At 58.2% G+C, this 23,046-nt stretch carries 23 protein-coding genes and 2 tRNA genes; 18 read left to right on the forward strand and 7 right to left on the reverse strand.

Annotated elements, in window-relative coordinates; all coding sequences use genetic code 11:
- Position 1 precedes the first annotated feature (1 nt).
- The 3 genes from mraZ to ACN0TS_RS02345 form a co-directional block, all read right to left on the reverse strand.
- Positions 2–493, reverse strand: a complete 492-nt coding sequence (mraZ, locus tag ACN0TS_RS02335) for a division/cell wall cluster transcriptional repressor MraZ (RefSeq protein ID WP_417258171.1) — start codon at positions 491–493, stop codon at positions 2–4.
- A gap of 456 nt (positions 494–949) precedes the next feature.
- Positions 950–1,303 (reverse strand): hypothetical protein, encoded by a 354-nt coding sequence (locus ACN0TS_RS02340; protein ID WP_417257702.1) that lies wholly within the window; start codon positions 1,301–1,303, stop codon positions 950–952.
- Between the two features lie 41 nt (positions 1,304–1,344).
- Positions 1,345–2,454, reverse strand: a complete 1,110-nt coding sequence (locus tag ACN0TS_RS02345; protein WP_417258172.1) for an Mrp/NBP35 family ATP-binding protein — start codon at positions 2,452–2,454, stop codon at positions 1,345–1,347.
- A 315-nt stretch (positions 2,455–2,769) separates the two neighbouring features.
- On the opposite strand from ACN0TS_RS02345, the gene ACN0TS_RS02350 reads away from it, so the two are divergent.
- A complete protein-coding gene (locus ACN0TS_RS02350) occupies positions 2,770–2,982 on the forward strand; it encodes a DUF1127 domain-containing protein (protein WP_417257703.1) in 213 nt (70 codons plus the stop codon).
- A 426-nt stretch (positions 2,983–3,408) separates the two neighbouring features.
- Here the strand turns inward: ACN0TS_RS02350 and ACN0TS_RS02355 are convergent, their stop codons facing one another.
- Complete coding sequence (locus ACN0TS_RS02355; protein WP_417257704.1) at positions 3,409–5,898, reverse strand: ATP-dependent helicase; 2,490 nt, start codon at positions 5,896–5,898, stop codon at positions 3,409–3,411.
- A 168-nt stretch (positions 5,899–6,066) separates the two neighbouring features.
- On the opposite strand from ACN0TS_RS02355, the gene ACN0TS_RS02360 reads away from it, so the two are divergent.
- Positions 6,067–6,624 carry a DJ-1/PfpI family protein gene (locus tag ACN0TS_RS02360; protein ID WP_417257705.1) on the forward strand — a complete coding sequence of 186 codons (558 nt, stop codon included), beginning with the start codon at positions 6,067–6,069 and terminating at the stop codon, positions 6,622–6,624.
- 75 nt (positions 6,625–6,699) lie between these two features.
- Positions 6,700–7,098 carry a ribbon-helix-helix domain-containing protein gene (locus tag ACN0TS_RS02365; protein WP_417257706.1) on the forward strand — a complete coding sequence of 133 codons (399 nt, stop codon included), beginning with the start codon at positions 6,700–6,702 and terminating at the stop codon, positions 7,096–7,098.
- A gap of 2 nt (positions 7,099–7,100) precedes the next feature.
- Here the strand turns inward: ACN0TS_RS02365 and ACN0TS_RS02370 are convergent, their stop codons facing one another.
- Entirely contained in the window at positions 7,101–7,700 is a 600-nt protein-coding gene (locus ACN0TS_RS02370) for a MarR family winged helix-turn-helix transcriptional regulator (protein ID WP_417257707.1), read from the reverse strand.
- A 146-nt stretch (positions 7,701–7,846) separates the two neighbouring features.
- Between ACN0TS_RS02370 and ACN0TS_RS02375 the strand changes: the two genes are divergently transcribed.
- From ACN0TS_RS02375 to ACN0TS_RS02395, 5 genes are all read left to right on the forward strand, one after another.
- Positions 7,847–9,388 (forward strand): MDR family MFS transporter, encoded by a 1,542-nt coding sequence (locus ACN0TS_RS02375; RefSeq protein WP_417257708.1) that lies wholly within the window; start codon positions 7,847–7,849, stop codon positions 9,386–9,388.
- A gap of 178 nt (positions 9,389–9,566) precedes the next feature.
- Positions 9,567–13,010: a pyruvate carboxylase gene (locus ACN0TS_RS02380; protein ID WP_417257709.1), complete on the forward strand. Its 3,444-nt coding sequence runs from the start codon at positions 9,567–9,569 to the stop codon at positions 13,008–13,010.
- 157 nt (positions 13,011–13,167) lie between these two features.
- The gene (locus ACN0TS_RS02385; protein WP_417257710.1) at positions 13,168–13,551 is read left to right on the forward strand and encodes an MAPEG family protein; all 384 of its coding nucleotides are present in this window, start codon (positions 13,168–13,170) and stop codon (positions 13,549–13,551) included.
- Between the two features lie 85 nt (positions 13,552–13,636).
- Positions 13,637–13,711, forward strand: a tRNA-Gly gene (locus ACN0TS_RS02390).
- A 72-nt stretch (positions 13,712–13,783) separates the two neighbouring features.
- Positions 13,784–13,858: transfer RNA gene (locus tag ACN0TS_RS02395), tRNA-Gly, on the forward strand.
- A 173-nt stretch (positions 13,859–14,031) separates the two neighbouring features.
- Here the strand turns inward: ACN0TS_RS02395 and ACN0TS_RS02400 are convergent.
- The gene (locus ACN0TS_RS02400) at positions 14,032–14,436 is read right to left on the reverse strand and encodes a hypothetical protein (protein ID WP_417257711.1); all 405 of its coding nucleotides are present in this window, start codon (positions 14,434–14,436) and stop codon (positions 14,032–14,034) included.
- A 275-nt stretch (positions 14,437–14,711) separates the two neighbouring features.
- Between ACN0TS_RS02400 and hisB the strand changes: the two genes are divergently transcribed.
- Both hisB and hisH read left to right on the forward strand, forming a co-directional pair.
- Positions 14,712–15,299 (forward strand): imidazoleglycerol-phosphate dehydratase HisB, encoded by a 588-nt coding sequence (gene hisB / locus ACN0TS_RS02405; protein WP_417257712.1) that lies wholly within the window; start codon positions 14,712–14,714, stop codon positions 15,297–15,299.
- Positions 15,300–15,337: 38 nt separating this feature from the next.
- Positions 15,338–15,976, forward strand: coding sequence for an imidazole glycerol phosphate synthase subunit HisH (hisH, locus tag ACN0TS_RS02410; RefSeq protein WP_417257713.1), 639 nt, complete (start codon positions 15,338–15,340; stop codon positions 15,974–15,976).
- A gap of 108 nt (positions 15,977–16,084) precedes the next feature.
- On the opposite strand, the gene ACN0TS_RS02415 is transcribed toward hisH, so the two are convergent.
- Entirely contained in the window at positions 16,085–16,474 is a 390-nt protein-coding gene (locus ACN0TS_RS02415; protein WP_417257714.1) for a DUF2147 domain-containing protein, read from the reverse strand.
- A 196-nt stretch (positions 16,475–16,670) separates the two neighbouring features.
- Here ACN0TS_RS02415 and hisA point away from each other — a divergent pair, with 196 nt between their 5' ends.
- The 8 genes from hisA to ACN0TS_RS02455 all read left to right on the forward strand — a co-directional run bounded on the left by hisA (position 16,671) and on the right by ACN0TS_RS02455 (position 23,031).
- Entirely contained in the window at positions 16,671–17,393 is a 723-nt protein-coding gene (gene hisA, locus ACN0TS_RS02420) for a 1-(5-phosphoribosyl)-5-[(5-phosphoribosylamino)methylideneamino]imidazole-4-carboxamide isomerase (RefSeq protein ID WP_417257715.1), read from the forward strand.
- Positions 17,390–17,674 (forward strand): hypothetical protein, encoded by a 285-nt coding sequence (locus tag ACN0TS_RS02425; protein WP_417257716.1) that lies wholly within the window; start codon positions 17,390–17,392, stop codon positions 17,672–17,674. Before hisA ends, ACN0TS_RS02425 begins: the two co-directional genes overlap by 4 nt.
- Before the next feature lie 74 nt (positions 17,675–17,748).
- Complete coding sequence (hisF, locus tag ACN0TS_RS02430; RefSeq protein ID WP_417257717.1) at positions 17,749–18,546, forward strand: imidazole glycerol phosphate synthase subunit HisF; 798 nt, start codon at positions 17,749–17,751, stop codon at positions 18,544–18,546.
- Positions 18,547–18,575: 29 nt separating this feature from the next.
- Positions 18,576–18,893 (forward strand): phosphoribosyl-ATP diphosphatase, encoded by a 318-nt coding sequence (locus ACN0TS_RS02435; RefSeq protein WP_417257718.1) that lies wholly within the window; start codon positions 18,576–18,578, stop codon positions 18,891–18,893.
- Positions 18,894–19,427: 534 nt separating this feature from the next.
- Entirely contained in the window at positions 19,428–20,291 is an 864-nt protein-coding gene (locus tag ACN0TS_RS02440; protein WP_417258173.1) for a metal ABC transporter substrate-binding protein, read from the forward strand.
- 87 nt (positions 20,292–20,378) lie between these two features.
- On the forward strand, positions 20,379–21,296 hold the full coding sequence (locus tag ACN0TS_RS02445; protein ID WP_417257719.1) for a manganese/iron ABC transporter ATP-binding protein: 918 nt from the start codon (positions 20,379–20,381) through the stop codon (positions 21,294–21,296).
- Complete coding sequence (locus tag ACN0TS_RS02450; RefSeq protein WP_417257720.1) at positions 21,293–22,180, forward strand: metal ABC transporter permease; 888 nt, start codon at positions 21,293–21,295, stop codon at positions 22,178–22,180. The genes ACN0TS_RS02445 and ACN0TS_RS02450 overlap by 4 nt, the downstream gene beginning before the upstream one ends.
- Positions 22,177–23,031, forward strand: coding sequence for a metal ABC transporter permease (locus ACN0TS_RS02455; protein WP_417257721.1), 855 nt, complete (start codon positions 22,177–22,179; stop codon positions 23,029–23,031). The genes ACN0TS_RS02450 and ACN0TS_RS02455 overlap by 4 nt, the downstream gene beginning before the upstream one ends.
- The last annotated feature ends 15 nt before the right edge of the window (positions 23,032–23,046 follow it).

Below are 23,046 nucleotides of genomic sequence, written 5' to 3' on the forward strand. Positions count from 1 at the left end.
CCTATGCTCCTAGATCATCAAGTAAGGAGAGCGGATCGAAATCGTCGCCCTGCTCCGCCAACCATCCATCGGTGATTTTGGCGTCTTCAACCTCGAAGGTCTCCGGCTTCCAGATTTCAAAGGTCTCGCCCATGCCCGCGAAATACGCAGTGCCGTCGAGACCGATCTTGTCGCGCAAAGGCTGCGGCAGAACCAAACGACCATCCGCATCCACTTCGGTGGGGCGGGCACGGTTGAGGATCATCCGCTGCATGATTTTACGCTTTTCAGAGCCACGCGGCAGGGCCGCAATATCTGCGGCGAGGGCCTTGTAGCCTTCATAGGTGTGAACGATGAGTTGTTTTTGAGCATCATGGCCGTAGACGATGACCATGCGCGGGCGGCCCGTTTGGCTTGACAGAGGATCGCCCTCTTCGAGTTCACGACGAAAATCGGCAGGGATCGACACGCGCCCCTTACCGTCCACCTTAAAGGTGTGTTCGCCTATGAACATGCCAGCCAAATTATGGCTCCTATCATTACTTTGCGGGCCTCGCGGCCCTACTCATCGGGCGGGTCCGTCGACCCGAAAAATCTGTCGCCCCCAACGGCGTGTCGAAAAACAGGGGCCTGAAATGGGGAACGGCGAACCGAGCTGCTGCCACTGCTCAATCCGCCGCCCTCGTCCCGTTTCCGGGGATGTCCGACTGCGCGCGCCACCTGGGGGGATGTCTGCTCGCTCGCGCGCCGGATCTCGTTGTTCTGGTGAGAGAGGTGCCTGTATGAAGCCTGACTTTTTGTTTTGTTTTATTCGCGGTCTTGTATGCGCCGCTCATTCCCGTCTCACCGGATACAAACAACATGTCACGGGAATTCATGGTAATCAATGGATTTTTTACACACAGGACACCAGATGTGGGATTTCAAGGCACCCGAAACCTAGACATAGTAGCGAGAAGTCACAAAATATTTACCACAATTTGACGAAGTAGGAACAATCAGCACCACATATAGTATCACCAAGTGCATCAGATTTTCCCGCAACTCCGCCCGAAAAAACTTCCAAACCCACCCCCAAATAGGAACTCTCCACGGAGTTATCCACAGGAAAGTGATTCGTTTTTGGGGATAATCCCGCGATTTCCCGCAAATACCATGCATTCCCAGACAGCGAGGAGAGATCGTTCCATGAATTCCCATAGACGCCAGAACAGCAGATCGCGACACTGACGACCCACAACGCGAGATCAACGAAGCCCGCCGCAAACATGAAACCGCCGCGCAGAGCAAAACTCCACGCGGCGGCTTTCGGATAAAACGACATGCGCCGTCATATATATAAGTCGTGGCCCGAGCAGGCGGTGCTTAGGCGATGCCCCCGGCAACGAGCCGTGCGGCCAACTGCATATAGGGCTCACCCAGAGGACTATCGGTCGCCGCAATCGGCACCCCCTCATCCCCCGCCACACGTGTATCAAGCGCCAAAGGCAACTGCGCAAGGAAGGGCGCCCCCATCTTCTCGGCTTCCTCTTTGACGCCGCCATGACCGAAAAGATGCTCCTCATGGCCACACTTGGGACAGACATACGTTGACATGTTCTCAATGAGACCAAGCACAGGCACTTTCAGTTTTTCAAACATCGAAATACCGCGCCGCGCGTCGATCAAGGCCACGTCTTGTGGCGTCGAGACCACCAAGGCACCCGTCAGTTCGGTTTTCTGGCACAGCGTCAGCTGCACATCGCCGGTGCCGGGCGGCATGTCGATCAGCAAGACATCCAATTCGCCCCATGCGACCTGACCGAGCATTTGCTGCATCGCGCCCATCAACATCGGACCGCGCCAGACCACAGCTTCGCCGTCCTGAATCATCAGACCAATGGATATCATCGTAACGCCATGCGCGTGCAGCGGCTCAATGGTTTCGCCATCAGGCGACGCGGGCCGCTTGGTCACACCCATCATGCGCGGCTGACTGGGTCCATATATATCCGCATCCAGCAGACCCACCTTGCGGCCCTGTTTGGCCAAGGCGACAGCGAGGTTTGCGGAAACGGTGGATTTCCCAACGCCCCCCTTCCCTGAGGCAACCGCAATAATGCTCTTAATACCCGAGGGCTTGGATTTGCCCTGCTGCGGCGTGGGGTGTCGCCCGATCTTGAGACTTGGCGGCTCACCGTTCGGGGTCGCGCGCGCAGGTGACGCAGATGGCGCAGCACTGCCCGAGGGGCCATGCGCGGTCATGACAATAGAAACGGACGACACCCCCTCAAGGGCCTCTATCGCGGCTTTCGCCTGTGCTTGGGCCTGCCCCCATGCGCGCGCGGCTGCGGCATCGGGTGCTTCAATCACGAAACTGACCTTACCCCCCTGCTCACTCAACGCGCGGATTCGCCCCCCCGACGCAAGGCTCGTTCCATCCGGAAGCAAGATCCCATCTAAAAGCGTCATGATTCTGTCATGTAATGCGGGCATATTGGTCATCCCCTTTTCCCTATTCGCCCTTGAGATAGGCCTTTCAGGCGGGATTTTCCACCAAATACCCTCGATACAGCCCCGATTATTGTCCATTCGGACAACAATAGGCCAAAGCGCTTTCAAATTAGGTCAGTATTGGTCATGCATTTTCTGCATAGCGGCAATGACGAGACGGTGGATTGTGCATCCGCAGCATTTCCCCCATCTTAAGGACAACAAGACGAACGGGACACAACGTCGAATGACAGACCCGATCATCTACCCGGAACACCGACAGGCAGTTGCCGTCACACACAGTAAGGTAAAAGCACAATGGCTTACGTAAATAACATCCGCGTTATCGCACCCGCTTCTGCTGGTCTCTTCGGTCTCTTCGCAAACATTGCCGAGCGTTATGCACGCTACACAGTGTACCGCGAAACAATGAACGAATTGAGCGACCTGAGCGACCGCGATCTGGCCGATCTGGGCCTCGCCCGCTCCACAATCAAGTCCGTCGCCTACGAGGCAGCTTACGGCAACTAAGAGTTTCGAAATCGGACCCTTCTCCTCCTCCCTGGGGTTCTGATCGAAGCGGTAGCATCTCTCCTCCTCCCTGATGTTACCGCACCTACAACCGGAATTCGGGCTCCTTCCTCCTCCCTTAGGGCCCCGAAGACCAGAGCGGCGATGCTCTCCTCCTCCCTGCATCGCCGCACATAATTCGGAGCTTCGCGCTCCACCACAGATCGATTTCTCTCCTCCTCCCTGAGAGATCGTGTGCTAAAAAGCGGTGATGTCTCTCCTCCTCCCTGACATCACCGCTTTTTTACGTCTGAGGCTTAGGCACCAAGGGAGCAGGCAAACATCAATGCATCGCACACAACGACACATTCGAGACGACAACAGTCTCGATCTGGCTCTATGCGCCACTCATCAGAATTTACAAAGAATGCAGGGAAACAAGCGGCCCTAAAATGGGACGTCGCCCGCTTTGTCCGCAGGGACCACGAAGCTCGCGACCAATTTCTTTTCGCCCGAATGGTCGAAATCAATGGTCAGCTTATCGCCATCGAGTTCCATCACTTGCCCGTAGCCGAACTTTTTATGGAAAACACGGTCGCCCACGGTGAAGACCGCCGACGCCTTGGCGTCAATAGTCATTGACCCGCCACCCATCCGCCCCTTGGAGGCACGCACATTGGTGGCCGCACCGCTGCGCTGACTGCGGCTTTGCAGACGCTTCCATCCCGGAGAATTATATCCATCGGCCTTTGACACGCGATCCTCGAACCCTGTTGACATGCCACTGGCGGCACCGCTGTCAAAACCACCTGACGAGGCCGCGCCATAGCCACCGCCATACAGACCCGGAGGCGTGAGGACATCGACATGTTCAGGCGGCAATTCGTCGATAAACCGAGAGGGCAGCTGACTTTGCCATTGTCCGTAGACACGACGGTTGCCCGCAAAGGAAATCGTGCAAAGCTCCTCGGCCCGCGTGATGCCGACATAAGCCAGACGCCGCTCCTCTTCGAGGCCTTTCTGACCGCTCTCATCCATTGAACGTTGGGACGGGAACAACCCCTCCTCCCAACCAGGCAGGAACACCACGGGGAACTCCAAACCCTTGGCCCCGTGCAGCGTCATGATCGTGACCATTTCGCCCTGCTCTTCGCTGCTGTTGTCCATAATCAGAGACACGTGTTCGAGGAAGCCACCGAGATTATCAAAGGCTTCCAGAGCCTTCACGAGTTCCTTGAGGTTCTCAAGGCGGCCGGGGGAATCGGGATTCTTGTCGTTTTGCCACATCGTGGTGTAGCCGCTCTCGTCGAGAATCATTTCGGCCAGTTCGACGTGAGAAATTTCTGCGGGTTCTTCGTCACGCTCGATCACCGCGTCCTCATCGGCCACGCCATCGACACGAATCTGTTGAACACAGAGCGACGACCACCGATCCAACTGATCAATCAACTGCGCCACGCCTGTCTTGGCCTTGCCTTTGAGCAACCCGTCCTGCACCGCGATCCGCGCGCCCTCTTTGAGCGAGACGCCATTGGTGCGGGCGGTGATTTGAATATCCGCCATCGCCTTGTCACCAACACCGCGCTTGGGCACGTTGATGATCCGCTCGAACGCCAGATCATCCTCGGGTGAAATCACCACGCGGAAATAAGCCATCGCATCGCGGATTTCCAACCGCTCATAGAAACGCGGCCCACCGATCACACGGTAAGGCAATCCGATGGTCAAAAACCGATCCTCAAAGGCCCGCATCTGGTGCGAGGCCCGCACGAGAATGGCTTGTTCATCAAGGGAGAATTTACGCAGGCGCGAGCGCGTGCCGCTGTGCATCGCTTCGATCTCTTCACCGACCCAACGCGCCTCTTCCTCGCCATCCCAATGGCCGATCAGACGCACCAGTTCGCCGTCTTGCTCTGCCGTCCAAAGCTCTTTGCCCAAGCGACCCGCGTTGGCGGAAATCACACTTGAAGCAGCGGCGAGGATATGGGGGGTCGAGCGATAGTTCTGCTCAAGGCGCACCACCTTTGCTCCGGGAAAATCCTTTTCAAACCGTAGGATATTGCCCACTTCGGCCCCGCGCCATCCGTAGATCGACTGGTCATCATCCCCCACGCAACAGATATTGCGGTGCCCTTGCGCCAACAGTCGCAGCCACAGATATTGCGCCACGTTCGTATCCTGATACTCGTCCACGAGGATGTATTTGTACCACCGCTGATATTGCTCCAGCAGGTCGGGGTGATTTTGGAAAATCGTGACCATGTGCAAAAGCAAATCACCGAAATCACAAGCGTTCAGATCCTTGAGGCGCTGTTGATACTGCGCATATAGCGCCTTGCCACGATCATTGAACGTCGCCTCATCGGCAGCCCCCAATTTGGCAGGCGTCAGGGCCTTGTTCTTCCACCCGTCAATCAGTCCCGCAAGTTGCCGTGCAGGCCAGCGTTTCTCGTCCATATCCGCAGCACGGATCAACTGTTTGAGCAGGCGAATTTGATCGTCGGTATCGAGAATCGTGAAATTCGACTTCAGCCCGACCAATTCGGCGTGGCGGCGCAACTGTTTGACACAAATCGCATGGAAGGTGCCGAGCCAGCGCACCCCATCGACGGATTGCCCCATCAGGACCGCAACACGCTCTTTCATCTCGCGGGCGGCCTTATTGGTAAAGGTCACGGCGAGGATTTCATCGGGGCGCGCGCGCCCCGTGTTGAGCAGATGCGCGATGCGACAGGTCAGCGCCTTTGTCTTCCCCGTGCCCGCGCCCGCAAGCATCAACACAGGGCCGTCCAAGGTCTCAACCGCCTCGCGCTGTGCGGGGTTCAGCCCGTCCAGATAGGGCGTTGGCCGCGCCCCCATCGCCATTTGGCTCAAGGAGGGTCGGTTTGCGGGTGGGGCTGCGGCCTCGAAGGCGTCGTCTTCACTGAAACTGCTCATAGGCGCGACGATATAGAAGAGCCGCGCCAAGGAAAAGCACGTTCTTCATATGTTCTCACCATTCCTCATCTTTCCGCTCTGAAACACCGTAGTATTCCAATAACACCCGCACCGCGTCGCTCTGGCCTAGGCTGACCTCACGACATCGACAACACGGGAGGAGAGACGATGGCTAAAATTCTGATGATTACGGGTGATTACACCGAAGACTATGAAACGATGGTGCCGTTCCAGTGCCTTTTGGCCTGTGGACATACGGTAGATGCTGTCTGTCCGGACAAAGCGGCGGGAGAGACTGTGAAAACGGCGATCCATGATTTCGAGGGTGATCAAACCTATTCCGAGAAGCCCGGTCACAACTTTGCCCTGACCGCGACCTATGCGGATGTCACCGCGTCGGATTACGACGCTTTGGTCATCCCGGGCGGGCGCGCGCCGGAGTATTTGCGCCTGAACACATCTGTTCTCGACATGATCCGGCATTTCTTTGAGGCCAACAAACCTGTCGCCGCCATTTGTCACGGCGCACAGCTACTGGCTGCCGCAGGGGTTTTGAAGGATCGGACCTGCTCCGCCTATCCCGCGTGCTCCTTTGAAGTCACCGCTGCGGGCGGAACATTTGCCGACATTGAGGTCACAGCCGCCGTCACAGACGGCAATCTGGTGACCGCCCCCGCGTGGCCTGCCCATCCCGACTGGCTCGCGCAATTCATGAAATTGCTATAACATCAAGATGATCGGCGGGGCACAGCTGTCGCCACCGCCGATCAAACCAACACTTAACGGGTGGGAGGACCTGAGATGTGTGAACTGTTCATTGGCGCGGACCCAACGCTCTGGCAAAGCCGGACGCGCAGCCTGCGTATTGACGGCGTGGCGACCTCTATTCGGATCGAGACGCATTTTTGGGAAACCTTAGAGGAAATCGGCGCACGTGACGGCTTGTCCTTGGCGCAGTTGATCACGCGCCTTTGGCATGAGGCGATGGACGCCGATCATGACCTTGGCAATTTCACCTCATTTCTGCGCGTGTGCTGTGCGCGGTACCATGCACTGATCGCAGCGGGAGAGCTATCGCCAGACCTGAGCCAACCGATTGCAATCAGCCCAGCGCGGCAGATTCTCACCCGCGAGGCGACACGGCGCGCGATGTCTGGAATGGCCACGCGCTCACTGGCACAGCCTGAAAAAATCAACTGAGGTTAGGTCTTTTCTGCCTCTGGAGTGGGGTCTTTCTCTTCTGAGACAACTCGCACAACATCCGACACATAACGCCGCATCAGGCGCGAAAAGACTTCGATTTCATCGGCTTCCCACGCCCCGAAAACATCTGACATGATGTGCCATTTGGAAAGTGTGAATTGACGCAGAAACGCACCCGCTTTGGGGGTGAGCGTCAAAATGGATTTGCGGGCGTCATCCTGTGCGGCGGAGCGCATAATAAACCCGCGCTCAACTAATCCCGCAACGATCCGCGACGCCCGCGACGGGTCCACAGCCATCACATCTGCGACAAGACCGATGGTCGGCTCTTGCGCCGCGTGACGGCCCAAACCAGACCCGATCTGCGCCACGGACAACAAGCCCTGAAGCATCGCGGGATCGAGTTTTTCGTCGAGGTTCTCCAAGACCTTGCCTTTGAATTCACCGCGCTCGGCCATGCGCCGCCACCGAAACAGCGCCATATCAAATTCCAACAATGCACCAATAGCGTCCTCGGAAAACCCCTTACTATCAAGGAATTCGGGAACACCACGATGAACCCGCGGGTCGGCTTTGGCATAGGCTTTGATCTTATCCATAACGGGGAGATGTCATTTTTATGTGCCCCTGTCAACAATGTGCTATTGTCAAATATATGCTATTAGCACATATATAGCCACAACGACGCGGAATCGCGCCAGACCGTCCAGAATGCACACCTCAAACCGCACGAAATGAGCCGCCTATGTCGAACGCCTCCACAAATGCCCCTGCGCCCCAAACCCCCGATGGCGCGCCCGAAACCTCGGTGCGTCTTGTCATCGGATCGGTCGCCGTTTTGATGCTGCTCGCGGCCCTTGATCAAACTATCGTCTCCACCGCTCTGCCCACTATCGTGGCGGATTTGGGCGGGCTTGATCACCTGTCATGGGTCGTCACCGCCTATATTCTCGCCTCCACGGTCGTGGCCCCGCTTTACGGCAAACTTGGTGACACGTTCGGGCGGCGCAATGTGGTGTTTTTCTCGGTCAGCCTGTTCCTGATCGGATCGGCACTGTGCGGCATGGCCACCTCGATGCTCTTTCTCATTCTCGCCCGCGCCCTGCAAGGTTTGGGCGGCGGTGGCCTCTTTGTTCTGGCTCTCTCCATCATCGGTGACGTGATCGCTCCCAAGGATCGCGGCAAGATCCAAGGCGTCTTTGCGGGCGTATTCGGCCTGTCTTCCGTTGCGGGACCGCTGCTTGGCGGCTGGTTCGTGGACGTCTTCACATGGCACTGGATTTTCTACATCAACCTGCCCTTTGGCCTCTTGGCGCTTGCGGGGTTTGCCTACGGGTTCAAACCCACAGGCAAACGCGAACGGGCGAAAATCGACCTGTTCGGCGCTTTGACCCTCTCCATCACCCTCGCCTCTGTGGTTCTGCTGACTTCTCTCGCAGGCACGCAATTCCCATGGAGTGCTCCACAATCGCTTGGCCTCATGGCGCTGTTCGCAACCGCACTCGCCCTGTTCTTGATTGCCGAAACCCGCGCCGCTGACCCGATCCTGCCTCTTGCCCTGTTCAAGATGAACACCTTTTGGGTCACATCTGTGATTTCCTTCATCTCTGGCGCAATGATGTTCGGGGCTCTGACCTTTATCCCTGTGTATTTGCAGCTGGCCAAAGGCGCGAGCGCCACCGCATCGGGGCTGCAACTGATCCCGATGACCTTTGGTATCTTGAGCGCCTCCACAATTTCAGGCCGCTTCATGACCGCTACGGGCAAATACCGCCGCTTGCCGATCATCGGCCTCACTCTGGCCTCGCTTGGCCTTTTGTCACTCACGCGTCTGTCGGCGGACCTGCCCTCATGGCAACTTTGGGCTTCGCTGGTCGCGGTGGGCGCGGGGATGGGAACGATCTTCCCTGTGGTGACAACCGCTGTCCAAAACGCCGCTCCGCGCGAAATGCTAGGCACAGCGACCGCCGCGGGTCTGATGTTTCGCCAAGTGGGCGGCTCCATAGCGGTGGCCCTGTTCGGGGCGCTATTTGCCACACGGTTGGCCGCATCAATGGGAGGGATCGACATCCCGGGTCTGGGAAATGTCGCAGAACTGGGGCCTCAGCGCCTCGCCGCCCTGCCAGCCGAGGCCCAAGCCGTGCTCGCGCAATCCGTGTCCACCGCCCTGCGCCCTGTCTACGCGATTGCCACCGCATTGGCGGTCACGGGACTGTTCTTTGCCTTCTTGCTTGAGGAAATCCCATTGGAGTCGCGCATCACGCCGCACAAACCTGCCCCAGCGTAAGTTTCGACCCACGGACAGATCACTCACCAAAAGGGGCGGCTTTCATAGCTGCCCTTTTCTTTTGATCGCGCTAACAGTATTCATCGGCCCAACTATGTAGATTTAGGGATTTACTGCACCGCAGAAAACCCTAGTCTACCGTAAATTAAACACCTTATGCACGATGGAGACTGCCACCATGCCCGACTTCAAAAAGGTTCTTATCGCCAACCGCGGTGAGATTGCCATTCGCATTATGCGCGCAGCCAACGAACTCGGGAAACGCACCGTGGCAGTTTACGCCGAAGAGGACAAACTGTCCCTGCACCGCTTCAAAGCGGATGAGGCCTACAAGATCGGCGAAGGCATGGGGCCGGTTGCGGCCTATCTGTCCATCGAGGAAATCATCCGTGTGGCCAAGGCCTGCGGCGCCGATGCGATCCACCCCGGTTACGGCCTTCTGTCGGAAAACCCCGACTTTGTGGATGCCTGTACCGATGCAGGCATCACCTTTATCGGGCCCAAGGCCAAAACCATGCGCGAGCTTGGTGACAAGGCCTCGGCCCGCAAAGTGGCGATGGAAGCGGGTGTGCCCGTCATTCCCGCCACCGAAGTGCTCGGCGATGATTTCGACGCGATCCGCAAAGAGGCCGAAAAGGTCGGCTTTCCCCTGATGCTCAAAGCCTCTTGGGGTGGTGGCGGACGCGGGATGCGCCCCGTGTTCAACGCCGAAGAGTTGGAAGAAAAGGTCAAGGAAGGCCGTCGCGAAGCCGAAGCCGCCTTTGGCAATGGCGAGGGCTACCTCGAAAAAATGATCGTGCGGGCCCGTCACGTCGAGGTGCAAATCCTCGGCGACAGCCAAGGCAACATCTACCACCTCTACGAGCGCGACTGTTCGGTGCAGCGCCGCAACCAGAAAGTGGTCGAACGCGCCCCTGCCCCCTATCTGTCAGAAACCCAACGCGAAGAACTGTGCGCCTTGGGCAAGCGTATCTGTGAGCATGTGCATTACGAATGCGCCGGCACGGTCGAGTTCCTCATGGATATGGACAGCGGCAAATTCTACTTCATCGAAGTGAACCCACGCGTCCAAGTGGAACACACCATCACCGAGGAAGTCACGGGCATCGACATTGTGCGCGCCCAGATCCTGATCGCGGAGGGCAAATCACTCACCGCCGCCACAGGCGTTGCCTCGCAATATGATGTGAAACTCGACGGCCACGCGATCCAGTGTCGTGTGACCACCGAAGACCCCACCAACAACTTCATTCCCGACTATGGCCGTATCACCACCTACCGCTCGGCCACAGGCATGGGCATCCGCCTTGATGGCGGCACCGCCTATTCGGGCGCTGTGATTACGCGCTATTACGACAGTTTGCTGACCAAGGTGACGGCATGGGCGCGCACGCCCGAAGCGGCGATTGCCCGTATGGACCGCGCCTTGCGCGAATTCCGTATCCGTGGCGTGTCGACCAACATCGCCTTTGTGGAAAACCTGCTCAAGCACCCGACCTTCCTCAACAATGAATACTCCACCAAGTTCATTGACGAGACGCCCGAGCTGTTTGACTTCAAACCGCGTCGCGACCGCGCCACCAAACTGCTGACCTACCTCGCGGATATCTCCGTGAACGGCCACCCCGAAACCATCGGGCGCAGCCAACCCGCCGCCGAGGCCCGCAAGCCCATTCCACCCAAGGCCCACAACGCCGTGCCCCCCGCAGGCACACGCCAGCTTTTGGAAGCCAAAGGCCCGCAGGCCGTGGCCGACTGGATGCTCGCTCAGAAACAGCTTTTGATCACCGACACCACCATGCGTGACGGCCACCAGTCGCTTCTGGCCACGCGGATGCGCTCGATCGACATGATCAACGCCGCTCCCGCCTATGCCTCCAACCTGTCGCAACTGTTCTCCGTTGAATGTTGGGGCGGGGCGACCTTTGACGTGGCCTATCGCTTCTTGCAGGAATGCCCGTGGCAGCGCCTGCGCGATATCCGCGAGAAAATGCCCAACATCATGACGCAGATGTTGCTGCGCGCCTCCAACGGCGTCGGCTACACCAACTACCCCGACAACGTGGTGCAAAGCTTCGTGGCACAGGCCGCCGAGACGGGTGTCGATGTCTTCCGCGTGTTCGACAGTCTCAACTGGGTCGAAAACATGCGCGTGGCGATGGATGCCGTGATTGAAAGCGGCAAGGTCTGCGAAGGCACCATTTGTTACACAGGCGACCTACTTGACCCCACGCGGCCCAAGTATGACCTGAAGTATTACGTCCAGATGGGTAAAGACCTGAAGGCCGCAGGCGCTCACGTCCTTGGCCTCAAAGACATGGCAGGTCTGCTCAAGCCAACCCAAGCCGCCATGCTGATCAAAGCCCTCAAGGAAGAGGTCGGCTTGCCCATCCACTTCCACACACACGACACGTCGGGCATCGCAGGGGCGACCATCCTCGCCGCCGCAGACGCGGGCGTGGACGCGGTGGATGCAGCCATGGACGCCTTCTCTGGCGGCACGTCACAGCCTTGCCTTGGCTCCATCGTCGAGGCCACACGCTTCTCGAACCGCAACACCGGTCTGGATATCGCCGCGATCCGCGAAATGTCCAACTACTGGGAGGCCGTGCGCCACCAGTATTCCGCGTTTGAATCGGGTCTCGAATCTCCCGCCTCCGAGGTCTATCTCCACGAAATGCCCGGCGGTCAGTTCACCAACCTCAAAGCACAGGCCCGCTCGCTTGGCCTAGAAGAACGCTGGCACGAAGTGGCTCAGGCCTATGCCGATGCCAACCAGGTGTTCGGCGATATCGTCAAAGTGACCCCCTCCTCAAAAGTGGTCGGAGACATGGCATTGATGATGGTAAGCCAAGGGTTGACCCGCAAGGACGTCGAAGACCCCAAGACCGAAGTGGCCTTCCCCGACAGCGTTATTGACATGATGCGCGGCAACCTCGGCCAACCTCCGGGCGGCTTCCCCGAAGCTATCGTCAAAAAGGTGCTGAAAGGCGAGAAACCCAATATCGAACGCCCCGGTAAGCACCTCGCCCCTGTGGACCTTGAGGCCACCCGCGCCGAGCTTTGCGCCAAGTTCGACTGCGACGAGATCGACAACGAGGATCTCAACGGCTACCTGATGTACCCGAAAGTCTACACAGACTACCGCGCACGTCACGAAACCTACGGTCCTGTTCGCGCCCTGCCAACGCAAAACTTCTTCTACGGCATGGAACCCGGCGAAGAGATTTCCGTCTCGATCGACAAGGGTGTAACGCTCGAAATTCGTTGCCAGACCTTGTCGGAACCCAATGAAGAAGGCGAAGTTAAAGTCTTCTTCGAGCTGAACGGTCAACCGCGCACCGTCCGCGTGGCGGACCGCTCCGTCGCCGCAACTAAAGTCGCGCGACCCAAAGCCGAGATCGGCAACGCCACCCATGTTGGTGCTCCCATGCCCGGCGTTGTGGCGACAATCGCGGTTGCCGTGGGCCAAGAGGTAAAAGCGGGCGATGTGCTTTTGACTATTGAGGCGATGAAAATGGAGACCTCGATCACCGCCGAAGCCGATGGCACCGTCAAGGCGCTGCATGTCGGGCCTGGCGATCAGATCGACGCCAAAGACCTTTTGGTCGAGTTCGAATAGGATCTACACCGATCCAATTCCGAAGAGGGCGTCGCAGATCGCGGCGCCCTTTTCTTTGTCAGATGCAAAACACTAAACCGAACCGTTCAGTATTGGATGGACAAGCCCTCCGCGCCCCGCAAAGATGGCGCAACAATAGCGCACACAGGAGAACCACATGTTTCACATCACCGCCCTCTATGCGGGCCTGATCGGCCTGTTTTACACCTACATCTCGCTACACGTGTCTTTAGGACGCAAGGCGCATCAAATCTCGATGGGAGACGGAGGACAGGCTGACCTCAACACCCGCATCCGTGCGCATGGTAATTTTAGCGAATATGCCCCGATCACCCTCATCCTGATTGGCCTATCCGAAGCCCAAGGCGCACCCGCCTTCGTCCTGCATGGGGCGGGGGTCGCGCTTTTGGCAACGAGAGCCGCAAACTTTTTCGGCCTCAAGTTTTCCACGGGATACAAGCTGCGATTTTACGGCGCTCTGATGACTTATCTTTTGCTGCTATTCTTGTCCTTGGCCGTGCTTGGACACGCATTGTTTTAAGGGGAAATAGAAAAAATCTGCATTTGCCCGATTTTCCTCTTGCAGCCAACGGCGTGACGTCCTAAATCCCACCTCACCCAAGGAAGCGGGCGTAGCTCAGGGGTAGAGCATAACCTTGCCAAGGTTAGGGTCGGGCGTTCGAATCGCCTCGCCCGCTCCAATTTTCCCTCCGGTCATCTGATCGGAACCCCAAGGGAAACGTAAGACACCAACGTTACAGGTGACACGCCGAGCGGGCGTAGCTCAGGGGTAGAGCATAACCTTGCCAAGGTTAGGGTCGGGCGTTCGAATCGCCTCGCCCGCTCCAATTTCTCTCAATAGTTTGACAGTAGCGCGACACATCTTCGGATGATGTTCGCGGTTTATTGGGAGCTTACCAGACAGCGCATCAGAGCACCCATCGCTCTTTGCCCTCGTGGCCTCGCGATATGTCTGTGTGAGTTGATTTCGTGCCGATTGACCTGTGCCACCCCCCTACCGTCAGGCAGGGAGCGATGCCCGATTTGGCATTGCCTGTTTACGCCCAGCGTCATCGACGCAGCTTTCCGCAAAGGTCACGAGATCTTCCACAGGCGAACCGCGTCCCAAAACAGCCTTTAGACTCGACAGGCGCGAAAATAGTTCTTGTTGGAACTCGGGGTCGAAATTGGACACCAACATCGTCGCACAATTCGGCTGATGGAACTCAGCCAAAAGCGCCACGCCCAAACCACTGCCATCTCCGACCAGAATATCAAAGATCATCAAATCAAAGGTCTCATTGCGCAGCATCTCCATCGCGTCTTCGGGCAGGTAAGCCGTAAATGTCTCATGCCCCCGCGCCACAAGCGCCTCAGCCCAGCGCGTCGAGGTCTCAGGGTCGCTATTTAAAAGGAGAACGCGCATGTGGAGACCTTCCGTTTACGATTGATCAACTCAGGTTTCCTCCTTTTTAATGAATTTTTTCTTAACGCATTTCCGTGGCGCTTGTGGTGCGCGAAAACATGCCAACGAGTGCGATTTGCGCCCACGCCTACAGCGCCACGCCCGCAAACCCGCGATACAGCCACGTGCCCCGCGCGCCACAACCCTGAGCACAGCGACCTGTCCCACACGACACCCGCTTGGCAAATGCGCCCCGACGCGGCTATAACCGCCCCAAACCAAAGAGGATTAGCCGCATGCGCAAGGCATCAATCACCCGCAAGACCGCAGAAACGGCAATCACGGTCGAGATCAACCTCGACGGTACAGGCCAGTACGACAATGAAACAGGTGTCGGTTTTTTCGACCACATGCTCGATCAACTGTCGCGCCATTCCCTGATCGACATGACAGTGCGCGCTACGGGCGACACCCATATTGATGACCACCACACAGTCGAGGACACAGGCATTGCCCTTGGTCAGGCGCTCGTGGAGGCCTTGGGCGACAAAAAGGGCATCTGCCGCTACGGCCACTTCGCCTTGGCGATGGACGACACACAGATCTCCTCTGCGCTTGACCTCTCCGCACGTCCGTTTCTGGTGTGGAACGTCGACTTCCCATCTGCCAAAATCGGCACCTTTGACACCGAGTTGGTCCGCGAGTTTTTCCAAGCACTCTCGACGCATGGCGGCATCACGCTGCATGTGGACCGCATTCACGGGATCAACAGCCACCACATTGCCGAGGCCGCGTTCAAATCCGTCGCCCGCGCCCTGCGCATGGCCGTAGAGACCGATCCGCGCACGGCGGACGCCCTGCCCTCGACCAAGGGCAAGCTGTAAGCGGCTCGTCCCGTCTACAGCAATAGGAGACGCACATCATGCTGACGGCCCTCGTAGATTACGACAGTGGCAACCTGCACTCGGCGCATAAGGCGTTTGAGAGGATGGCCAATGAGCGCGGTTCGGGCACCATCGTCGTCACCTCCGAGGCGGATGTGGTGGCCAAAGCCGACCGCATTGTATTGCCCGGAGATGGCGCCTTTCCCGCGTGCAAAGCGCATCTGTTTGACCGCTCTGGCCTGTTCGAGGCTATCGAGGAAGCCGTCACAGTCAAGGCGCGGCCCTTTATGGGAATTTGCATCGGGATGCAGATGATGGCGACACGGGGCCACGAATACACAGAGACCTCAGGGTTCGACTGGATCGGTGGCGAAGTGGTGAAAATCACGCCCTCTGACGACACGCTCAAGGTGCCGCACATGGGATGGAACAACCTCGTGGTCGACCATCCCCATGCAGTTTTGGACGGCGTTGAGACGGGCGACCACGCCTATTTCGTCCACTCCTACCATTTCAAAGTGGCCCATGACGCCGAACGCCTCGCCCATGTGGATTACGCAGGCGACATCACCGCCATTGTCGGGCGCGATAATATGATCGGCTGTCAGTTCCACCCCGAAAAGAGCCAGAAGGCAGGCCTGCGCATTATTTCCAACTTCCTCGGTTGGACGCCCTGAGGGGCGCCACGGGAAGAAACTGCGAACACTGACGAGAAAAGGGGCCACAAAGGGCCCCTTTTCAACTCTTTAAACCGACTCGTTACGCAAAACCGGTTTCGCGACGAATTACTTGATCCGTGCCCATGTCTGTGAGGAACACAGCAAGCCCCCCGCAACACAACCCTTGAGCTTTATGCGGTCGCCAGACAGTTCCATCTTACCGATGTAAATCTTGTCGTTGGACGGACGCCAAACCTTGCCCTCATAATTGCCGTTCCCTTTGGGCGCCATATTCCGCACAATCTGTTTGCCCTTGTTCGGTGAATTATATTCACCATCTGTGTTAAAGGTTCGTGAAATTGTGCCACAAAAGTTTGGCCCGCACGGCGCGATGGAGACATAGGCATACGCGCCATCATCCACTTGGGTCTGCCAAATGCCCTCAACAAGGTCGGCGGCAAAGGCGGGTGTCGCAAGGCCAAAAGCCACAACAGCTGTCGCAATAATCTTTTTCATTGATGATCCTCCCTGAATCTCTAGCCCCTACTGTGAGGGAGCGTGACGTTTTGTTGCAACAATTACGTTGGGGAATTTCAAAACCGCATCATGCGCCGACACCGATTGGTGCGGGCAATTCGACCTGCACAGACCTTTGCATTATCGGGCCAATCGTGGCAAAGGACAGGCAACCACATCTACAAGGAAATTCACGATGATCCTCTACCCTGCCATCGACCTCAAAGACGGCCACGCCGTGCGGCTCTTTAAGGGCGAAATGGATCAAGCGACCGTGTTCAACGAGAACCCCGCCGCCCAAGCGCTCGAATTTGTCGAAGCAGGCTGCGAGTGGCTGCACCTTGTCGATCTGAACGGCGCCTTTGCGGGCGAGCCGGTCAATGCCGCCCCCGTCGAGGAAATCCTCAAACAGTGCAAAGTGCCTGCTCAACTGGGTGGTGGCATCCGCGATATGGCGACGATTGAACGCTGGCTTGATCGTGGTCTTGAGCGCGTGATCCTTGGCACTGTTGCGGTGGAAAACCCCGATCTTGTGCGCGAAGCCGCCCGCGCCTTCCCCGGTCATGTGGCCGTGGGCATTGATGCACGCAAGGGCATGGTCGCGACCAAAGGCTGGGCCGAGGAAACCAACGTCACCGCCACCGATCTGGCGCGCTCGTTCGAGGACGCAGGTGTCGCCGCGATCATCTACACCGACATCAACCGCGATGGCGCGATGCAAGGCCCCAATGTCGAGGAAACCGCCGCCCTCGCCCACGCCGTGTCGATCCCCGTGATTGCCTCTGGCGGTGTGTCCTCCATCGCCGACCTCGAAGCGCTCAAATCCTGCGGCGCGCCGCTCAACGGAGCCATTTCTGGCCGCGCGCTCTATGATGGCGCGATTGATTTGGGTGAGGCGTTGGCTGTCCTGAAGGCATGAAGACGCTCTTCTACGCGCTATTTTCTCTCGGCATCCTGATTTGCCTATCTCCCTTGGCTGCCGTTCTTTGGTCGAGTTTTTTCGCGGCGCGACACGGGTGTCGGCTTGATGAAGCCGGAAGCTACCCTTGTATCGTGAACGGTCATGACTGGGGCGGCACACTTGGCTCGGCTTTCATCTCGGGGTGGTATCTGATCGTCACCCTTCCGATGGCGGGGCTTTTCGCAGCCATCATGCTTGGAATGTTTCTTTTCGGTCGTTGGCGCAAGCGACGCCGCTGAACCTCTGCACCGACATTGCATCCGCCCCCTGCGCACAGTAAAGCCTAAGGGAACGCGCATCTGAGGGAGCCGACATGCTCAAAACCCGCATCATCCCCTGTCTCGACGTGGCCGAGGGCCGCACCGTTAAGGGCGTCAATTTCGTGGATCTTATCGACGCGGGCGATCCCGTGGAGCAAGCCCGCGCCTATGACGCGGCGGGGGCGGACGAGTTGTGCTTCCTCGACATTAAGGCGACCCACGAGAACCGTGGCACCATGTATGATCTGGCCACGCGCACGGCGGAGCAATGCTTCATGCCGCTGACCATCGGCGGCGGGGTGCGCACCACCGAGGACGTGCGCAACCTGCTGCTCGCAGGCGCGGACAAAGTTTCCTTCAATTCGGCAGCAGTGGCCGACCCCGATTGCATCGCGCGGGCGGCAGACAAATTCGGCAGCCAGTGCATCGTCTGTGCGATTGATGCCAAAACCATCGCATGGGATGACGAGGGCACCCCGATCAAATGGGGCATCTACACACACGGCGGACGCAAAGCGGCGCTTGACGCGGACGGCCACCCCATCGACGCCGTAGAGTTCGCCAAAATGATCGCAGCCAAAGGCGCAGGGGAAATCCTGCTGACGTCGATGGACCGCGACGGCACGCGGGCGGGGTTCAATCTGCCCATGACCCGCACCATCGCAGATGCCGTGAACGTCCCCGTGATCGCCTCGGGCGGCGTTGGAAACCTCGACCACCTCGTCGAAGGCGTCACCGAAGGCCATGCCAGCGCCGTTCTTGCCGCCTCCATCTTCCACTTCGGGGATTACACCATCCAAGAGGCCAAAGAGTATATGGCCGCCAAAGGCATTCCGGTGCGGCTCACCTGAAGACCCATCGCCCGACAAAGGAACCTGACATGTCCGACATTCTCAAAGACCTAGAGGCCATCATCGTCGCCCGTAAAGAGGCGGACCCTGAAAGCTCGTGGACGGCAAAACTGCTGTCCAAGGGACCGGAGAAATGTGCGGAGAAGTTTGGCGAAGAGGCGATTGAGGCCATCATCGCCGCCGCCAAGAATGACCGCGACAACCTGACCTACGAGGCCGCAGACGTGCTTTACCACCTGCTCGTCATGCTCGCAGCCCGCGATGTGGCACTTGACGATGTGTTGAACGAACTCGCCCGCCGCCAAGGTGTGTCGGGGATCGCCGAAAAAGCCTCACGCGGAACGTAAGCCCCAATAACTATGCCAAGCCCACGCTCTGGAAACAAAATCAGGGCAACGATCAGCACAAAAATTGCCGTAAAAACGGCAAGGTTTCTTTGATGTGAGCCTCAAGCGGCGTATTTATCAAGCAGCACTTAGATTGCATCACAACGCAGGCGGACTGGATCATGGTCCCAAGCGAGACAGTGCTCACAATCAGGATTTCGACCTGAACAGGCTCACCGTCAAAATCATGGTCGGATAGAATCACCATCACGCTCCGCGTTTCCGCATTCGCCGCCCTCGCCACACGCGAAATCCGTCGACCTGAGATTGGTTGACGGATTGCGCGTGTGGGACATCCCCGCCCCGATCTCTCTCGCCTGTTTTGCAGACGCTCAAAGCGATTTTAGGAATTAGTTGCGAATAATTCTCATTTTAAGTTGACAGTTGCGAACAATTCTCATCTACATGTGAAAAATCGAAACCAAGCAGGACTGACACATGCCCCGCCTCTCCGTCACCTCCATCGCGATCACCGCCCTTCTCGCCTCGACAACGATGTGGGCCACTCAGGCCAGCGCTCACGATGCCGACGACCCCTTCAAAGTCGTTGTGACCTTCACCATCCTTCAGGACATGGTGCAAAATGTTGCGGGCGACGCCGCCGAAGTTGTGTCGATCACAAAGCCCGGCGCCGAGATTCACGGCTATCAGCCCACGCCACAGGACATCGTGCGCGCCAGTAAGGGCGATCTCATCCTCTACAACGGTCTGAACCTCGAACGTTGGTTCGAGCAGTTTATCGACAACCTTGATGATATGCCCTCCGCGATCCTGACCGACGGGATTGCGCCCATCTCCATCGCGGAGGGCGAGTACGAAGGCCTGCCCAACCCGCACGGGTGGATGGGCGTCGACAATGCGATGGTCTACGTCGACAACATCCGCGACGCGCTGTCCGAACATGACCCTGACCACGCCGAGACCTATGCGGCCAATGCCGAGCGCTACAAACAGGACATCCGCGACACGGTGGGACCATTGCGCGATCAGATCATGGCCCTGCCCGAAGACTCGCGTTGGCTTGTGTCCTGCGAAGGGGCGTTTAGCTATCTGGCCAAGGATTTCGGCCTGACCGAAGCCTATCTGTGGCCGATCAATGCGGATCAGACGGGCACCCCGCAACAGGTGCGCAGCGTGATCGACGCCGTGCGCGAAAACAATATCCCCGCGGTATTTTGCGAAAGCACCGTCAACCAAGCCCCCGCAAAACAGGTCGCACGGGAAACGGGCGCGGCCTATGGCGGCGTGCTTTATGTCGACTCGCTGACCGAGGCCGATGGCCCTGTGCCGACCTATCTCGATCTTTTGCGGGTCGATGCCCAAACGATTGCCGATGCCTTGGCCCCGAGTGCAAACTGACCCAAGGTCGCAATCCCGCCGCGCACATACATCACGGCGGGACACTGCCGTTCAGACGTCCAAAGAATTGATATAGAGGAACACCAGATGCTCGACCACGCCCCGACCCCATCACGTGAAAGAGATGCTGACGGTCCTGCGGGTGGCATCATGGCCCACGATGTGACCGTGACCTACCGCAATGGCCACACAGCATTGCACAACGCCAGTTTTGAAATTCCACGCGGGACAATCACCGCTCTGGTCGGGGTAAATGGTGCGGGCAAATCCACTCTATTCAAGGCGATCATGGGCTTTGTCCCCGCCGCTCGTGGGGAAATCAGGCTGTTGGGCATGACGGTTAAGGAGGCCTTGGCCGCAAACCTCGTTGCCTATGTGCCCCAATCCGAAGAGGTCGACTGGGCCTTTCCCGTTCTGGTCGAGGACGTGGTGATGATGGGGCGGTATGGCCACATGGGGTTCTTGCGCCGCGCCAAAAAGGCCGACCACGACGCCGTGAACACGGCCCTCGCGCGCGTCGGCATGAGCGATTTTCGCAAGCGTCAGATCGGTGAGTTGTCGGGCGGCCAGCGCAAGCGGGTGTTTCTCGCCCGTAGCCTCGCGCAGGACGGGCAGGTTATTTTGCTCGACGAGCCCTTCACCGGTGTTGACGTCAAAACCGAAGAACAAATCATCAGCCTGCTGCGCGAGTTGCGCGACGAAGGACGGGTGATGCTTGTCTCGACCCACAACCTCGGCAGCGTCCCTGAGTTTTGCGACCGCACCGTGTTGGTCAAAGGCACGGTTCTGGCCTACGGCCCCACCGAGACCACCTTCACCCATGACAATCTCGAAGAGGCCTTTGGCGGCGTGTTGCGTCACTTCACCCTTGGCGGCGGCGATCTGCACGACGATGACGACACGCGCGAAGTGCGGATTATCACCGATGACGAACGCCCCTTTGTGCAATACGGCGAGCGCCGAAAAAGCCCGAAAACGGGCGCCAGGAAGGACGGAGCCAAATGATCGACATCCTTCTCGAACCCTTCTCCTACCAATACATGTTCAACGCCATGTGGGTGTCGTCGCTCACGGGCGGCGTCTGTGCCTTCCTGTCGTGTTATCTCATGCTCAAAGGGTGGTCACTGGTCGGCGATGCGCTGTCCCATTCGGTCGTGCCCGGCGTTGCGGCGGCCTATATCTTCGGCTTTCCCTTTGCTCTCGGCGCCTTCATCGCGGGGGGAATGGCCGCAGGGTCAATGCTGTTTTTATCGGAACGCTCGGGGCTGAAGATCGACGTGATCATCGGCATCATCTTCACCTCCTTCTTCGGTCTTGGCCTGTTCATGGTGTCCCTCTCTCCCATGTCGGTCAGCATCCAGACCATCATCATGGGCAACATTCTGGCCATCACGCCAGAGGACACATTGCAACTGGGGATCATCGGCGTTGTGGCCGCCGTTGTCCTGCTCGCAAAGTGGAAAGACCTGATGGTTGTGTTCTTTGACGAGAACCATGCCCGCACCATCGGATTGCGCCCCGACCTGTTGAAAGGCGTCTATTTCGCCCTGCTCGCGGCAGCCATCGTCGCGGCGATGATCACGGTTGGCGCGTTCTTGGTGATCGCATTGGTCGTCACTCCAGGGGCAACAGCCTATCTGCTGTGCGACCGTTTCCCGCGCTTGATTGTGGTCTCCGTCCTCATCGGCACTCTCACCAGTTTTCTCGGAGCCTACGCCAGCTACTTCCTGGACGGGGCGACAGGTGGCGTGATCGTCGCGCTCCAAACGCTCATATTTCTCATTGCGTTTGTCTTTGCGCCCAAGCACGGCATGCTTGCCGCCCGACGCAAAGCGGCACAGGCACTTGAGCGCGGCCCGACCGATGCCCGACAGGAGGCCCGCCCATGATCGACACGCTCCTCCAACCGTTCTCTTTCACCTTCATGCAAAACGCCTTCTGGATTTGCATCCTGGTCGCGCCCCCGACCGCGCTGCTGTCCTGTTTCTTGGTTCTCAAGGGATGGGCGCTGATGGGCGATGCGGTCAGCCATGCGACTTTGCCCGGAATTGTATTGGCGTGGATACTCGGTCTGCCGTTGATTGTCGGGGCCTTCGCCGCAGGAATGCTCTGCGCCCTCGCCACAGGCTATCTGTCGCACAACAGTCGGGTCAAACAAGATACCGTCATGGGCGTCGTTTTCTCCGGCATGTTCGGTGTGGGCATCATCATGTACACTTCGATCACCACCAACGAGCATCTGGATCACGTCCTGTTCGGCAATATGCTCGGCGTCGGGACGAGCGACCTGTGGACTTCTGGCTTGATCGGACTGGTGGTTTGCGCCGTGTTGATCCTGAAATGGAAAGACCTGCTGCTGCACGCTTTCGATCCTGCACAGGCACAGGCCTCGGGACTGCGGACACGTGTGCTGCACTACGGCTTGCTCTGTGCGCTGTCGCTGACAATCGTCTCGACGCTCTCGTCGGTTGGCCTGATCCTCGCCGTCGCCCTGCTTGTGACACCGGGGGCCATCGCCTTTCTGATGGTGCGCAGTTTCCACCAGATGTTGATAGTCTCGGTCCTTGTCTGCACCGCCTCCATGCTCATCGGCAGCTATGTCAGCTTTTTCATCGACAGCGCCCCTGCCGCGACGATTGTGTTGATCATGACGGGCGTCTTTGTCTTGGCCTTTCTGCGACGTCTGGCCGATACACGCCGCACATCGCGCAGGGCCGCCATTGAGGTTCGACACACGTGATGACGTTCAGTCAAC

The sequence above is a fragment of the Celeribacter sp. genome (assembly GCF_048266405.1).
Taxonomy (GTDB): Bacteria; Pseudomonadota; Alphaproteobacteria; order Rhodobacterales; family Rhodobacteraceae; genus Celeribacter.